We start from the raw sequence: 14,504 nt of genomic DNA, 5'->3' as shown, positions 1-14,504 counted from the left end.
TTGGGCACTTTTGCTGGCGTTTATGTCGGCGCGATTCCGGGCCTGTCGGTCACCATGGCGGTTTCGATCCTTATCTCCTTCACCTTTTCATGGGATGTCTATCCCGCGATCTCTCTGATGATCGGGATCTATATGGGGGGTGTTTATGGAGGGTCTCGAACCGCGATCCTCCTCAACATTCCAGGGGCTCCGTCGGCGATTGCAACGGCGCTCGACGGATATCCGATGGCCAAGCGCGGGGAAGCGGGCACGGCAATTGGCGTCACCACCGTCATGTCTTTCATCGGTGGCTTCGTTGGAATCGGCGTCCTTGCCTTGGCCGCTCCATTGGTTTCGGATTTCGCGCTTGGGTTCCAACCACGTGACTACATGCTGCTCGCTATCCTCGGAATTCTCTTGGTGGGCTCGCTGTCGCAAGGCTCTTTGGTAAAGGGAATCTTTGTTGGCGCGCTTGGTATTGCCATCGGGTCCGTTGGACGTGACCCGCTGACTTTTGCGGAACGGTTCACTTTCGACTTCCAACTTTTAGAAGGCGGCATCTCCTTCATCGCCGTCATGATTGGAATGTTCGGTGTTTCTGAAGCACTTTTGCAGCTTCACCATGTCGACAAGGACGCGGTGCGCCAGAAAATCAGTCGGATCGTTCCGTCCTTGGCCACAGTGAAGGAGCACCTGCCGCTCAGCCTTCAAACATCGACAATTGGTGTGACGATCGGGGCCCTTCCCGGGACGGGCGGAGATATTGCCGCCCTCATGGCCTATGATCACGCGAAGCGGGTGACGAAGAACCCCGAGCGCCCATTTGGTGACGGTGCGATGGAAGGGCTTGTTGCCCCAGAGACGGCCAACAACTCGGCCGTTGGTGGCGCCTTCATTCCGATGATGACGCTGGGAATCCCCGGTGACGCCGTGACGGCCATCATGATCGGGGCACTGTTCATACACGGGCTCAATCCCGGCCCGATGCTGATGATCGACCAGCCGGACATGTTCTGGTTCATCGTCGGTTGTTTGGTCATGGCCAATGTCTTCATGCTGATTTTTGGCCTTACCGGTATCAAGCTCTTCACAAAGATCGTGGAGATGCCGCGAAGCGTGCTGATCCCTTTGATCATGCTTCTGAGCATCGTCGGAGCTTACGCGGTCAACAACTCGATCACAGACGTCTATTGGATGCTAGGCTTCGGTGTCTTCGGATACTTCATGCGTCACTATGGGTATCCGCTTGGACCGGTGATCCTCGGTGTGATCCTGTCCCGACTGCTTGATGACAACTGGCGACGCGCCATCATCTCGGAACGCGAAGACCTGGGCCGCTTCTTTGAAGGCATCGTCACAAGCCCGCTCTCGCTGGTTCTCTTCATCTCAGTGATCCTCATCTTCGTGTCCCAGACACCGCTTTGGCGAAAGGGAAAAGCGATGATCTTCAAGGGCGGAAAGGCCAAGCCATGACCGACGCACCCGACATCAAACTCGGCTTGATCGGCGATAACATTGCGCGCTCGCGTTCGCCGATGCTCCACCGATTGGCCGGAAATCAGAACGGTTTGACAGTCCAGTACGACCGTCTGATCCCAAAAGATCTTGGTGAAGACTTCGATGCGGTGTTCGATCAGTGCGCAGGGCGAGGCTATCGCGGTATCAACGTGACTTATCCCTACAAGGAGCGCGCCGCGAAAAAAGTCGGGATCGACGATCCGCTGGTGCGTGCCATTGGTGCCGTCAATACCGTACTCTTTGAAGCGGATGGTCCCAAAGGGCAGAATACGGATTACACTGGGTTCATTGCAGGATACCGGGAAACCCGAGGCGTTGAGCCTGCCGGTATCTCGTGCCTAATCGGAACCGGTGGAGTAGGCCGCGCTCTTGCGTTCGGGCTTGTCGCACTTGACGCAGGTGAGATCCGTTTGGTCGATAAGTACGAGGCGAAAGCGCAAGCTTTGGCCTCCGAGCTTCGGGCCATCTCAAATGCGCCACGGGTCACAGTCTTTACGGACGCCGCTCAGGCGGCCTCCGGCGCGGCCGGGCTCCTCAACGGCACGCCCGTCGGGATGGTTGGCTATGGCGGAACCCCATTGACGCGGGAGGCAATGAAGAACGCCGAATGGGCTTTCGATGCGGTCTATACACCGGTTGATACCCAATTCCTGCAAGATGCTGCTGCTGAAGGATTGAAGGTTATCTCGGGTTACGAGTTGTTCTTCTATCAGGGTGTTCACGCGTGGGCTCATTTCGCGGATTTGCCGCTGGATGAGGCTCGGCTTCGTGCGGATTTGCTGGAGCAGGGAGAGGCGGCATGAAAACGTCAATCGCCACGGTCTCGATCTCCGGCAACTTGCGCGAAAAGCTGGATGCGATTGCTAAGGTCGGCTTCGATGGAATCGAGATCTTCGAGCAGGACTTCATTGCCGACACAGGCACTCCGCGCGAGATCGGGGACATGAGCCGAGACCACGGCTTGGAAATCACTCTTTTCCAACCGTTTCGGGATTTCGAAGGTTTGACTGGTGACGCGCGCAAGCGGGCCTTCGATCGTGCGAAGTACAAGTTCGACACCATGGTCGAGCTCGGCACGGACCTTATCCTGGTGTGCTCGTCTGTTCACCCTGACGCCCTTGGAGGCATTGACCGAGCTGCGAACGACTTCTCTGAGCTTGGGGCGCTTGCGGCTGAGCGTAATCTTCGCGTGGGCTTCGAGGCCCTCGCGTGGGGGCGGCATGTCAATGATCACAGGGATGCCTGGGAGATCGTACGGCGCGCCGATCATCCCAATATCGGTCTCATTCTCGACAGCTTCCACACACTGGCGCGCAAGATTGACCCAAATACCATTCGCCGCATCCCGAGCGACAAGATATTCTTCGTGCAACTTGCTGATGCGCCCCTGATCGACATGGACCTCCTTTATTGGTCGCGTCACTTCCGGAACATGCCGGGGGAGGGCGATCTCGCCGTCACCGAATTCATGCGCGCGGTCGCTGCGACCGGTTATGACGGTCCGATCAGCCTGGAGATTTTCAACGATCAGTTTCGCGGGGGACGTCCCGAAGGACTGGCTCGTGACGGGTACCGTTCGCTGGTCGCACTGATGGATGATGTGCGAAAGGCTGAGCCGGATATCAAAGTGCAAGTTCCGGACATTCCAGACCGCATCCGCGTCGATGGCGTGGAGTTCATCGAATTTGCAAGCCGTGGAGAGGACGCCGCGACCCTTTCAAATTTGCTGCAAACTATGGGGTTTGCGCATGTCGGCAATCACATCGCAAAGAAGGTCGCGCTTTGGCAGCAGGGCAATATCCGTGTCATCCTGAACCAGGAAACCACAGGCTTTGCTAACTCGGCCTACATCACCCACGGCACCACGATCTGCGATGTCGGCCTGAAAGTCGAAGACGCCAAGGCCACTTCCGCACGCGCGGAGGCCCTTGGAGCCGTGACCTTTGACCAAGCGGTTGGTCCTGGAGAGCTTGAAATTCCGGCGATCCGGAGTGTCGGCGGCAGCGTAATGCACTTCATCGACGACCAGAGCGGCCTTTCCGATGTCTGGTCGGTTGAATTCACAGAGTCAGCGCAGAGTCTCAGTGACGGCACAGGTCTTCGAGCAATCGACCATGTCGCTGAGACGATGAACTACGACGAGATGCTCAGCTGGTCGCTGTTCTACACGTCGATCTTCGACATGCATCGCACGCCCATGGTGGATGTGGTCGACCCGGATGGGCTGGTGCGTAGTCAGGCCATCAAGGCACGAGACGGAACGGTACGGATCACGCTGAACGGAGCTGAAACACATCGGACACTTGCTGGCAGCTTCCTGGCAGACAGCTTTGGCGGGGCAGTTCAGCACGTCGCTTTTGCGACCGATGACATCTTCGCAACAGCGGGCGCGATGCGCGAGGCGGGTTTTGAACCGCTTCCAATGACCGGCAACTACTACAATGACTTGCAGGCACGTTTTGGTATGGAAGCGTCCCACATCGGTCAGATGAAAGATTTGAGCATCCTCTATGATGCGGACGCTGATGGTGCGTTCTACCAGTTCTACAGCAAACCATTCGCGGGCGGGCTATTCTTCGAGATCATTCAACGGATCGAAGATTATGACGGTTATGGCGCGCCAAACGCACCCTTCCGTATTGCAGCTCAGAAACGATTGATGCGGCCGAAAGGCATGCCAAGGCGATAGGGCAGGCGAAGCCAAAGGCTTCGCATTCGAGAGGCGAGCAATTCATGATTGATATCCTGTCGATCACAGGAACGATTTTTGTCGTGATCGGCACGGGATATCTGTCGGTACGGCTTGGTATGTTCTCCTCACAAGAGGTGCAGACCCTCGGAAAGTTCGTCGTCAACTTCGCGTTGCCAGCTCTCATTTTGCGGGCCGTCTCGACCCAACCGATAGGTGAATTCGCGAATGTGGGCTACCTCGGTGCCGTTCTGATTGGTTCACTGGTCGTTTTCTGGTCGGGGTACTTTTGGTCGCGGCGAGTAGCCGGCGATAGTGCTTCGGCGAGCACGTTCAGCGCGATGGGTATGTCCTGCGCAAACAGCGGGTTTGTCGGGTTTCCGGTACTGCTTATCGCGCTGCCGGACGTGGCATCAAAAGCGCTGGCGCTGAACATGATTATCGAAAACCTCGTCATGATCCCAATGGTGCTGATCATGGCAGAGTATGCGCGAGGCGGTGATGCCAAGGGGACTCTACTGGTGCGTCAGATCGCAAAACGACTGGCCCGGAATCCGATCGTGATTGCCCTTATCCTCGGCCTCGCGCTTTCCGCGTCCGGAGCGTCGATGCCAACGGTCATTTCCCAACCCATCGACATGTTTGCGTCCGCAAGTGCTGCAGTGTCACTGGCTGTCATCGGTGGAACACTCGCCAGCCTGTCAGTTCAAAAGTTTGAACCGGCGGTATTCCGGATCACGTTCGGTAAATTGGTTTTACATCCGCTAGCAATCGGATTGGGCCTGCTAGGAATGTCCATGTTGGGCAGTGGCGTACAGGATGATCGGTTGGTGGCCGCGGCAATAATCCTGGCCTCGACGCCAGTCATGGCAATCTATCCAATCCTCGCTCAAAGCTAGACATGCTGGACCCGCATCGAGATGTGCCACCAGTCGAGGATGTGTTGCACTTTCCCACCCGTAGCGCCGCGGAAAAGGTTTGGAAGCGCGGCCTCCCCGTCTGAGATCACGGTGACGGATCGCCGACCGTTCCACCCGAGTGCCGCCAAATCGCTGCGAAGCTGGGTAGCGGGCGAGGCGGCAGCTTGTGGGGCCAGACCGAAGCGGCGACACATATCGCCGGCCTCGATTTTCCCCACCACAACATCAAGGTGACGCTTCTGATACTCCGGCCTGCACGTGATATGGGCTCCATCGACGAGTACCGTTACGGGATGCGAACTCGAGGCGTCGTTTTCCAGCGGCTCCAACCCGGTGATATCTTCCGCGATCCGGCCCAATCGATTACGCACGGTGGTGTTGTGCTGCTTAGCACAAGGAAGAAAGGTCTCCAGGATCCGGGCCGCTTCCCGGAACGAATGCCGTGCTCCCAACTCTGCCTGTAGCCTCTGGAGTTCCGGCGTCGCGCGATCCGGGAAGACCTGTGCAAACGGTGAAAACGAACTGCATTCTCCCACGCCACACGAACACTTGCGAAGCCGCGGGGTCCTGACTCGAAACTGTCCGAAAAGCGTATCGAGCATCCTTGTCCGATAGTCGTGAATCCGTCTGATGCGGTTGCAGTCGGGGCAGGGCGCTTCGATGCGATCATGATGCAGTGCCGCCAGGAAGGTCGCCGTCTTCCACTTGCCATGCGGTACCTTGGCGACCAGCCGTTCGCCACGCGGTGCCCATCCATGGGTGCGGGTCATATTGGTCTTGGTCCAGGTCTCGTCGATGAAGACAAGGCGGGTGGGATCGACCCGGTCCTGATATTTGCGCCATTGATCGCGCCGCCGTTTTACGTCCGGACGCTCCCGCTCGCTCGCGACCAGCGTCTTTTTTTGTGCGTGATGCCCTCACGCCGCAGGAACCGGCTCATCATGCTGGTATCGGCCTTCACCCCGCACGCCTCGGCAAGACGCCGGCACATCTGCTCCAACGTGATGTCGGGCTGCTCGGTCCGTAGCGCCATCAGAAAGGCGCGATGCGGTTTGAGCACAGACAGACCGCCGATGGCCGCCGGTTCCTATTGCGGTGCGGTGGCCGGTCTCCTCATACCGCCGAACCCATCGGATCGCCGAACACTCGCTGACGCCGAAGCGATGCGCCGCTGCCCGACGGCTCATGCTCTCCAGCATCACAGTATCAATCACGCGATCACGTAAATCTTGAGAATATCCCATACCGCCCGGCCTCCTCATCCCGGTGGATAGGATGAATCATATTCGCGCCTGTTTGGGAATCTGGAGGGTTCTGTGAGGTCGTGATCGACGGACACGCGGCTTGTTGTGGCTGCGACCTCATTGAAGCCGGATTGAGCGAAGCCGCGTTTACTCAGCCCTATGGGGATTTTGTGTTGGCGGCGCGGTTTGGATTGAACCGCCCCGGGTTTGCCGGAGGCTCCAACTCCTGAGTAGGATGGAGCATCATGAGCAAGACGACGAACAAGTATTCTCCCGAAGTCCGCGAACGCGCTGTGCGCATGGTTCTGGATAATCAAGGGCAGCATGAGAGCCGTTGGGCAGCGATCATGTCGATTTCGGCGAAGATCGGCTGTGCGCCGCAAACGCTGAACGAGTGGGTCAAGAAGGCCGAAGTCGATCGCGGTGAACGGGCTGGTGTCACGACCGAGATGGCTGATCGGCTGAAGGCGCTGGAACGGGAGAACCGAGAGCTCAAACAGGCCAACGAGATCCTGCGTAAGGCATCTGCGTATTTTGCCCAGGCGGAGCTCGACCGCCGACCCAAGTCATGATCGCCTTCATCGACGATCACCGTGGAGAACTCGGGGTCGAGCCGATCTGCAGACATCTGCCGATTGCCCCGTCCACCTACTACGATCATCTGGCCAAGCGGGCCGATCCGGAACGGCTCTCGGATCGGGCCAAGCGCGATGGCGAGCTGCGTCCCGAGATACAGCGCGTTTTCGAGGCCAATTTCAAAGTCTACGGCGTGCGCAAGGTCTGGCGCCAGATGCGCCGGGAAGGGTTCGACGTGGCCCGATGCACCGTCGAGAGACTGATGAAGGACATGGGCCTCGAAGGCGTCATTGGCGGCAAGAAGATCAAGACCACGCTTCCCGACAAGGCCCAGCCTTGCCCGCTGGACAAGGTGAACCGCCAGTTCCGGGTGCCTGCGCCGAACATGCTTTGGGTGAGCGATTTCACCTATGTCGCCACTTGGCAGGGCTTCATCTATGTCGCCTTCGTCATCGATGCATTTGCACGGCGCATCATCGGCTGGCGAGTGAGCCGCACGGCTCATGCCGGCTTCGTCCTCGATGCCCTCGAGCAGGCCGTTCATCAACGAAGGCCGGGAGCGGGATTGGTGCATCACTCGGATCGCGGCTCGCAATACCTGTCGATTAAATACACCGAGCGACTGGCCGATGCCGGGATCGAGCCTTCGGTCGGAAGTGTCGGTGACTCTTATGACAATGCCCTGGCCGAGACGATCAACGGCCTCTTCAAGGCAGAGGTCATTCATCGCCGTGGGCCATGGCGCAGCTTCGAAGCCGTGGAATACGCCACACTCGAATGGGTCGACTGGTTCAACAACCGCCGTCTGCTGGAACCCATCGGAAATGTCCCGCCAGCAGAGGCCGAAGCAAACTTCTACGCAGCTCTGGAAACTTCAGAAATGGCCGCGTAGCTTATATCAAACAGCCTTCGGCAAACCCGGGGCGGTTCAATTCCCGCATAAAACCCGCATAGATCACGGTCGACTGATTTCGCACGTTGCTCCACTGCGAAGCCAGATGCTAGCCTTTTAACCCTGCCATAAGCTGCTGGAACTTTTCGCCTTGGACCGCCACATGGCTGCGCAATGCATTCGCTGTCCGTTCTGCATCGCCTTGTCGCAAAGCCTCGACAATCTCTTCATGTTCAGAAAGAGACTGCGACATTCGCCCCCGGAAACGGAGTTGCATGCGCCTATAAGGTCTTAGTCTGTTTTGCAGCCGCAGGGCTTCGTTCTGCAGGAAGGAATTTGCTGCTCCACGATAGATTTCTTGATGGAATGCTTCATTTTCTGCGTAGTATCGTTCGGCGTCACCCTGTTCGACCGCCTCGCGGCACTTTGAATTTGCTTTGACCAGCTGGTCTAACCCGTTGTCAGATATCCGTGCTGCGGCGAAGCGCCCACAGGCGGCCTCCATCTCAGCCATAGTTTCAAACATTTCCAACAACTCGACCGGCCCTGGTTGCCTGACAAATACGCCGCGTCGGGGAATTTGTTCGGCGACGCCAGACATGACCAGCTTCTGTAGCGCTTCCCGAACCGGTGTCCGCGAAACTTTAAATTGCTCTGCAAGCTTGATTTCGTCCAGCCGCTCTCCGTCCTCATATTCTCCTTTGAATACAAGGTGTTCCAGTTGTTTTGCTATCTGATCTGCACGTTTCAATCCCATAAGGTGAGGATATTACAAGTGCGATATGATGCGCAATATTGAAGTTATTGTATACAAGATATTTGACTTAGGATGCAAAATACGTAATCCTGATTATCGAAGTCAACCACGACTCATGATCCAAGGGAGGAACTGATGAAGACGAAACTTCTAGCTACCGTAGCGATGGTTGCGTCCATGGGAATGGCGTCCACGGCCTCTGCGGCCGAACTGCGCCTGTCACACCAATGGTCGAACCAAGACATCCGTCACCAAGTGGCTCAGATGGTTGCTGATGAGGTCGCCGCCGCCGACGTGGATTTGAAGATCAAAATCTTCGGCTCAAAATCACTGTTCAAACCACGCGAGCAGTATCGCCTGCTGAGCCGTGGTCAGCTTGATATGACGGTTCTTCCGCTCAGCTATGCAGGCGGCCAACAACCCGCCTTCAATCTGACGCTGATGCCTGGCCTGGTCAAAAACCACGACCATGCCGCGCGGTTGAGCAACTCTCCTTATATGGAAGCGCTCGAAGAAAAGATGGCTGAAGACGATGTTATGGTGTTGGTCCATGGCTATCTGGCCGGCGGTTTTGTCGGCAAAGACAAATGCATCACCAAGCCCGAGGATATCGCAGGTCTCCAAACGCGAGCAGCGGGCAAAGCGTTTGAACAGATGTTGGCCGGAGCGGACGCATCGATCACGTCTATGGCCTCTTCGGAAATCTACAACGCGATGCAAACCGGCATTTTGAACGCAGCGAATACGTCTTCGTCCTCTTTCGTGTCGTATCGCATCTACGAACAATCGGCATGCTACACACCGGCTACGGAAAACGTGGCCCTGTGGTTCATGTATCAGCCGCTTCTGATGAACAAGTCCACGTTCGAGGTACTTTCTGCAGAACAGCAAGAAGCGCTGCTGGCAGCTGCGGCAAAGGCCGAAGCTTTCTATCTTGAAGAAGCCAAGAAGCAGGATGCCGCGTCGGTCGAAGTTTTCGAGAAGGCCGGCGTGGAAATCGCAGAGATGACACCCGAAGACTTCGCGGCATGGCGCGCGCTTGCCTGGGAAACCTCCTACAAACAGTTTGTAGAGGACGTTCCAGACGGTCAGGCGCTTCTGGATATGGCGCTCGCGGTCGAATAATCGCTTGCACGGCGACCGCCCCTTTCTGGCGGTCGTCGCACTCCCAAAGTTAACTCACGCTGAAAGGAAAGCTGACATGGCTGGCCAAAGTTCAGCTGTCACCTCGCGCACGGCCAACAATCCCTTTTTGCGCGCTGTTGCGGCAATCTCTACTCTCGCCGGATGGTGTTCTGCGGCCATGATCGTCGCGGCTGTGGCGACCACCTGCCAGATGATTTTCGTCCGTTTCGTCTTGAACCAATCAACGGTTTGGCAGACCGAGGCGGTGATCTATCTCGCGATTGGATCGACGTTGGTCGGGCTTTCCTACGTCCAACGCCTTCGCAGTCACGTGAATGTCGATTTGATCCCGTTGCATCTGTCTCAGCGCGCACGGTTCTTCATGTATCTACTGACCATGTCGCTGTCGATCGTCATCGTGGCCATCGTGCTTTTCTACGGGTACGAGCATTGGCATCTTGCTTATGAGCGCAATTGGAAGTCGGACACTGTTTGGGGTGTGCGTCTGTGGATCCCCTACCTGTCTATTCCTGTCGGTTTTGGCCTGCTGTTGCTTCAACTCATCGCGGACCTGATCGCCGTTTTGCTGAAAATTGATGCCCCATTTGGACTGGAGGACGTGTAGTGGACCCGATCCCGCTCGGCGCAATCGTCGCCATCGCCACAATTCTTGTACTGTTTTCCGGTGTCTCTGTCGCACTTGGATTGCTCATTGTCTCTTCGGCGTTCCTGCTGATCTTTGATGGGTTGCGCTCACTTGAGCTTATTCCCGAAATTCTCTTCGGTAAGCTCGATAACTTCGCGCTTCTGTCGATCCCCATGTTCATCATCATGGGCTCTGCCATTGCCTCAACCCGGGCCGGTGCCGACCTCTACGAAGCACTTGAGCGTTGGTTGACCCGTGTTCCAGGTGGCCTCGTGGTGTCGAACCTTGGTGCCTGTGCGCTTTTCTCGGCTATGTCCGGCTCAAGCCCGGCGACATGTGCTGCTATCGGGAAGATGGGCATCCCTGAGATGCGTAAACGCGGCTACCCCGATGGTGTTGCGGCAGGCTCGATTGCGGCAGGCGGAACGCTTGGCATTCTGATCCCACCTTCGGTCACGATGATCGTCTACGGGATTGCTACCGAAACTTCGATCGGTCGCTTGTTTCTGGCAGGTGTCATCCCTGGGCTGATGCTGGTGATGCTCTTCATGCTCTGGTCGCTCTACTCGACCTGGCGGTCGGGCGACAAAGCGCTGCTGAGTGCAGGCAACTATTCTTGGAAAGAAAAGTTTGAAATCCTGCCACGCGTGGTGCCGTTCCTCGCGATTATCCTGGGCGTGCTTTACGCAATGTATGGCGGCATCGCCACCCCATCTGAAACCGCCGCGGTTGGTGCGCTGCTGTGTTTGATGATTGCAATGATCATCTACAAGTTATGGAACCCGGCAGACCTGTGGGTGGTTTTGCGGGATAGCACCAAAGAAAGCGTGATGATCATGTTCATCATCGCAGCCGCTGGTGTGTTCTCCTATATGCTGTCGAGCTTGTTCATCACACAGGCAATCGCGGAATGGATCGGCACGTTGGATGTGAACCGTTGGGTGCTCATGACCTTCGTCATGTTGTTCCTGCTGGTCGCAGGCTTCTTCCTGCCACCCGTTGCGGTGATCCTGATGGCTGCTCCCATTCTGTTGCCGATCATCACAACAGCGGGTTTCGATCCGATCTGGTTTGCTGTTGTGCTGACCATCAATATGGAGATCGGTCTGATATCACCGCCGGTGGGTCTGAATCTTTATGTCATCAATGGCATTGCGCCTGACATCTCGCTCAAGACCATCCTGAAAGGGTCGCTGCCATTCGTGGCTTGCATGGTGATCGCAATCATTCTGCTTTGCTTCTTCCCCGGTCTTGCAACCTGGTTGCCCGACTTCCTGATGGGAGAGGCGGTATGAGCTACTTCGGCGATCTCATCTCGACTGTCTTTGAGCGGCGCTATCGCAAGGCACTATCTGATGAAGTCGACGGACGCACTACATCAGACCTTTGTGAAGCTCTCCTGAGCAGCCACGGAGAAGTGTCAGGGGGTACCCTGGCACGCAATCTCCTAGACCGATACGCGAGCATGACCGGTGACGAAAAGACAAGGTTTTTCGAGTTCATAACCCATGAGCTTGAAATCAACCCAGATGACGTCATCAGCGCACTTGAGGCCTATCGGAGTAAGCCCGGCAAAAGCACATATCGCGCCTTTGCCGCAGCCTGCGAACCTCGGCGACAGGAACTGGCACGGCGGTTGAACCAGGTTCCTGGCGCCACAGGAAAGCTCGTTAGCATGCGCAAAGACCTACTCGGTATGCTGCGAGAACGGCCTGATCTGGAACCTTTGGATGTAGACTTCAAACACCTCTTCTCATCCTGGTTCAATCGGGGCTTTCTGGTCCTGCGACCGATCAATTGGGAAAGCCCGGCAGATATCCTTGAGAAGATTATCGCTTACGAGGCGGTGCATGCGATTGATAGTTGGGATGATCTGCGGAGACGGCTCAAGCCGACTGATCGGCGCTGCTTTGGGTTTTTCCATCCAGCTATGGCTGATGAGCCTCTGATATTTGTCGAAGTCGCGCTGACCAAGGGTATACCTAATTCGATACAAGAGCTTCTGGCTGATGATCGCACAGCTATCGAAGCCGAGAATGCAGACACGGCAGTGTTCTATTCGATTTCCAATTGCCAGGCTGGCCTCGCAGGTATTTCGTTTGGGAACTCCCTCATCAAACAAGTCGTGTCGGACCTGTCGAAAGAACTTCCAGATCTCGAAACATTTGCCACTTTGTCGCCGATCCCAAGCCTTAATTGCTGGCTCAATGGCGACGATGTCGAACTTTTGAAATCGACCGATAATCAGGCGCTGGCGGCGCATTATCTCCTTGAAGCAAAGCGGCCTGATGGCATGCCGTTCGACCCGGTCGCGCGCTTTCATCTGGGTAATGGCGCGTTGGTACACGCCGTTCATGCCGAGGCCGACACCTCAGAGAATGGCCGCCGCCAATCCAATTGCACCATGGTCACCTATTTGTATGACCTGAGCCAGATTTCCCAAAACCACGAACAATTTGTCGGTGAAAAAACAGTTGTTGCCTCAGACGCCGTGAAGGCCTTGAGCGCGTCGGTGACCCTGAAAGCCTATGAGTAAGACGATGACTAACCCTCTCTACGACACTCTCTTTGGACAACACAGCGGCAAGGATACAGTCTTCTTGCAAATGGCCGATGGATCGACAGTCACGCATGGCGATTTCCTGAAACTGGCGTCGCAATATGCCAACCTGTTTGTCCAGTTTGGAATTCAGCCAGGTGATCGCGTCGCAGTTCAGATTGCGAAATCTCCCCAGGCGCTCGCTATCTATGCGGCCTGTGTGCAGGCTGGCATCGTATTTCTCCCGCTGAACACCGCGTATACTGCGGACGAGGTCTCATACTTTGTTGAGAACAGTGGCGCGCGACTGATCCTGTGTGACGGTAAAAGACATGGCGAGCTGGAAGTCGTCGCCAAGTCCTGTGGCGCGATCCTGGAAACCATGAATGCAGATGGCGCAGGAAGCTTTGCTTCGCAGGCAGAGGCCATGTCTGATGAGTTTCAGGCCGTCACGCGCAGAGCGGACGATCTGGCCGCTTTCCTCTATACGTCCGGTACAACCGGGCGTTCGAAAGGGGCAATGCTAACACAAGGCAACCTGCTCTCCAATTGTCAGGCGCTCGCGAAAGAGTGGCGCTTCACCGCCGAAGATTCCCTTCTTCACGCGCTGCCAATCTTCCACACACATGGCCTGTTTGTTGCCACGAACGTAACGCTTCTGGCTGGCGGAAAGCTCCTGTTTCTACCGAAGTTCGGTCTGGACATGATGGTGGACCTGATGCCTCAGGCGACCACCCTAATGGGCGTTCCGACTTTCTATACGCGGTTGCTTGAGGATGACCGGTTCACTCGTGAGCTGGTCCAACATATGCGCCTGTTCGTTTCTGGAAGTGCGCCACTACTGGCTGAAACCCATGTCCAATTTGAAGAGCGCACCGGCCACCGCATCCTGGAACGCTATGGCATGACCGAAACCAACATGAACACCTCAAACCCTTATGATGGGGATCGAAGGGCAGGTACGGTGGGTTTTCCTTTGCCAAGTGTGGAGGTGAAAATCACTGATAGCAATACTGGCGAAACTCTGCCGCAGGGCGAGATCGGCGAGATCGAGGTACGCGGCCCGAATGTGTTTAAGGGTTATTGGCAAATGCCCGAAAAAACAGCCGAGGAGCTGCGCGAGGACGGATTCTTCATCACTGGTGATCTCGGTCGTGTCGACGAAGACGGCTATTTGCATATCGTCGGACGCAACAAAGATCTGATCATTTCGGGTGGATACAACATCTATCCCAAGGAAATCGAGTTGCTTCTTGATGAAGAGGCAGGCGTTCTCGAAAGCGCTGTTATCGGTGTGCCTCATCCGGATTTCGGCGAAACGGTTGTTGGTGTGCTGGTCGCAGATGGGAAAGCTGAGCTTGACGTTGATGCGATCAAAAAGAACATCGGCGGATCGCTGGCCCGGTTTAAACATCCGCAGAGGCTTGTAGTTCTGCCCGAGTTACCGCGCAACACCATGGGGAAAGTGCAAAAGAAAGAACTTCGTGAACAGTACAAAGACATGTTCACGCCCGCCTAGCCCGGATTTCTCAAAGTAAAGGGTGCATCGGCCCCAGGAATCTGAGAAACTAGTTTTGTAACAAACAGTTATCAGGTTCTGGAGACGGGTCCGATGCCAA

Annotated in this window: 11 protein-coding genes, 1 pseudogene and 1 other annotated feature; of the genes and pseudogenes, 10 read left to right on the top strand and 2 right to left on the bottom strand. The window is 56.1% G+C overall.

Going from position 1 to position 14,504, the window contains the following annotated elements; translation table 11 throughout:
- The 4 genes from AC5E6N_RS18405 to AC5E6N_RS18390 all read left to right on the top strand — a co-directional run.
- Window positions 1-1,452, top strand: a 1,452-nt coding sequence (locus AC5E6N_RS18405; protein WP_491749178.1) for a tripartite tricarboxylate transporter permease, incomplete at its 5' end; no start/stop codon positions are given.
- Window positions 1,449-2,300, top strand: coding sequence for a shikimate dehydrogenase family protein (locus tag AC5E6N_RS18400; protein ID WP_491749177.1), 852 nt, complete (start codon window positions 1,449-1,451; stop codon window positions 2,298-2,300). The genes AC5E6N_RS18405 and AC5E6N_RS18400, both read left to right, overlap by 4 nt.
- Window positions 2,297-4,186 (top strand): bifunctional sugar phosphate isomerase/epimerase/4-hydroxyphenylpyruvate dioxygenase family protein, encoded by a 1,890-nt coding sequence (locus AC5E6N_RS18395; protein WP_491749176.1) that lies wholly within the window; start codon window positions 2,297-2,299, stop codon window positions 4,184-4,186. The genes AC5E6N_RS18400 and AC5E6N_RS18395 overlap by 4 nt, the downstream gene beginning before the upstream one ends.
- A 44-nt stretch (window positions 4,187-4,230) precedes the next feature.
- Window positions 4,231-5,085: an AEC family transporter gene (locus tag AC5E6N_RS18390; RefSeq protein ID WP_491749175.1), complete on the top strand. Its 855-nt coding sequence runs from the start codon at window positions 4,231-4,233 to the stop codon at window positions 5,083-5,085.
- Here AC5E6N_RS18390 and AC5E6N_RS18385 read toward each other — a convergent pair.
- Window positions 5,085-5,756, bottom strand: a pseudogene (locus tag AC5E6N_RS18385) (ISKra4 family transposase); the annotation flags it as partial. The gene AC5E6N_RS18390 and the pseudogene AC5E6N_RS18385 overlap by 1 nt on opposite strands.
- Before the next feature lie 839 nt (window positions 5,757-6,595).
- Here AC5E6N_RS18385 and AC5E6N_RS18380 point away from each other — a divergent pair.
- A protein-coding gene (locus tag AC5E6N_RS18380; RefSeq protein ID WP_491749174.1) for an IS3 family transposase occupies window positions 6,596-7,818 on the top strand; the annotation gives its coding sequence in 2 pieces (ribosomal slippage) (window positions 6,596-6,884 and window positions 6,884-7,818; 1,224 coding nt in all).
- Window positions 6,877-6,993 (top strand) — a sequence feature (AL1L pseudoknot). Its footprint overlaps the gene before it by 117 nt.
- A 109-nt stretch (window positions 7,819-7,927) precedes the next feature.
- Here the strand turns inward: AC5E6N_RS18380 and AC5E6N_RS18375 are convergent.
- Complete coding sequence (locus AC5E6N_RS18375; protein ID WP_491749173.1) at window positions 7,928-8,575, bottom strand: GntR family transcriptional regulator; 648 nt, start codon at window positions 8,573-8,575, stop codon at window positions 7,928-7,930.
- A 135-nt stretch (window positions 8,576-8,710) separates the two neighbouring features.
- Here AC5E6N_RS18375 and dctP point away from each other — a divergent pair, with 135 nt between their 5' ends.
- From dctP to AC5E6N_RS18350, 5 genes are all read left to right on the top strand, one after another.
- Window positions 8,711-9,700, top strand: a complete 990-nt coding sequence (dctP, locus tag AC5E6N_RS18370) for a TRAP transporter substrate-binding protein DctP (protein WP_491749172.1) — start codon at window positions 8,711-8,713, stop codon at window positions 9,698-9,700.
- A gap of 76 nt (window positions 9,701-9,776) precedes the next feature.
- Window positions 9,777-10,325, top strand: a complete 549-nt coding sequence (locus AC5E6N_RS18365) for a TRAP transporter small permease (protein ID WP_491749171.1) — start codon at window positions 9,777-9,779, stop codon at window positions 10,323-10,325.
- Window positions 10,325-11,641 carry a TRAP transporter large permease gene (locus tag AC5E6N_RS18360; protein WP_491749170.1) on the top strand — a complete coding sequence of 439 codons (1,317 nt, stop codon included), beginning with the start codon at window positions 10,325-10,327 and terminating at the stop codon, window positions 11,639-11,641. The genes AC5E6N_RS18365 and AC5E6N_RS18360 overlap by 1 nt, the downstream gene beginning before the upstream one ends.
- A complete protein-coding gene (locus AC5E6N_RS18355; protein WP_491749169.1) occupies window positions 11,638-12,882 on the top strand; it encodes a malonyl-CoA decarboxylase in 1,245 nt (414 codons plus the stop codon). The genes AC5E6N_RS18360 and AC5E6N_RS18355 overlap by 4 nt, the downstream gene beginning before the upstream one ends.
- A 4-nt stretch (window positions 12,883-12,886) precedes the next feature.
- Window positions 12,887-14,404, top strand: coding sequence for a malonate--CoA ligase (locus tag AC5E6N_RS18350; RefSeq protein WP_491749179.1), 1,518 nt, complete (start codon window positions 12,887-12,889; stop codon window positions 14,402-14,404).
- Window positions 14,405-14,504 lie beyond the last annotated feature (100 nt).

This window comes from Hoeflea sp. (assembly GCF_984452065.1).
This window is presented reverse-complemented; position numbering and strand designations above follow the sequence as displayed.

What these genes read in the sequence shown, in the direction of transcription:
- AC5E6N_RS18400 (WP_491749177.1), top strand. Translation starts at nt 1,449, where the DNA reads ATGACCGACGCACCCGACATCAAACTCGGCTTGATCGGCGATAACATT.
- AC5E6N_RS18395 (WP_491749176.1), top strand. Translation starts at nt 2,297, where the DNA reads ATGAAAACGTCAATCGCCACGGTCTCGATCTCCGGCAACTTGCGCGAA.
- AC5E6N_RS18390 (WP_491749175.1), top strand. Translation starts at nt 4,231, where the DNA reads ATGATTGATATCCTGTCGATCACAGGAACGATTTTTGTCGTGATCGGC.
- AC5E6N_RS18375 (WP_491749173.1), bottom strand. Translation starts at nt 8,575, where the DNA reads ATGGGATTGAAACGTGCAGATCAGATAGCAAAACAACTGGAACACCTT.
- dctP (WP_491749172.1), top strand. Translation starts at nt 8,711, where the DNA reads ATGAAGACGAAACTTCTAGCTACCGTAGCGATGGTTGCGTCCATGGGA.
- AC5E6N_RS18365 (WP_491749171.1), top strand. Translation starts at nt 9,777, where the DNA reads ATGGCTGGCCAAAGTTCAGCTGTCACCTCGCGCACGGCCAACAATCCC.
- AC5E6N_RS18355 (WP_491749169.1), top strand. Translation starts at nt 11,638, where the DNA reads ATGAGCTACTTCGGCGATCTCATCTCGACTGTCTTTGAGCGGCGCTAT.
- AC5E6N_RS18350 (WP_491749179.1), top strand. Translation starts at nt 12,887, where the DNA reads ATGACTAACCCTCTCTACGACACTCTCTTTGGACAACACAGCGGCAAG.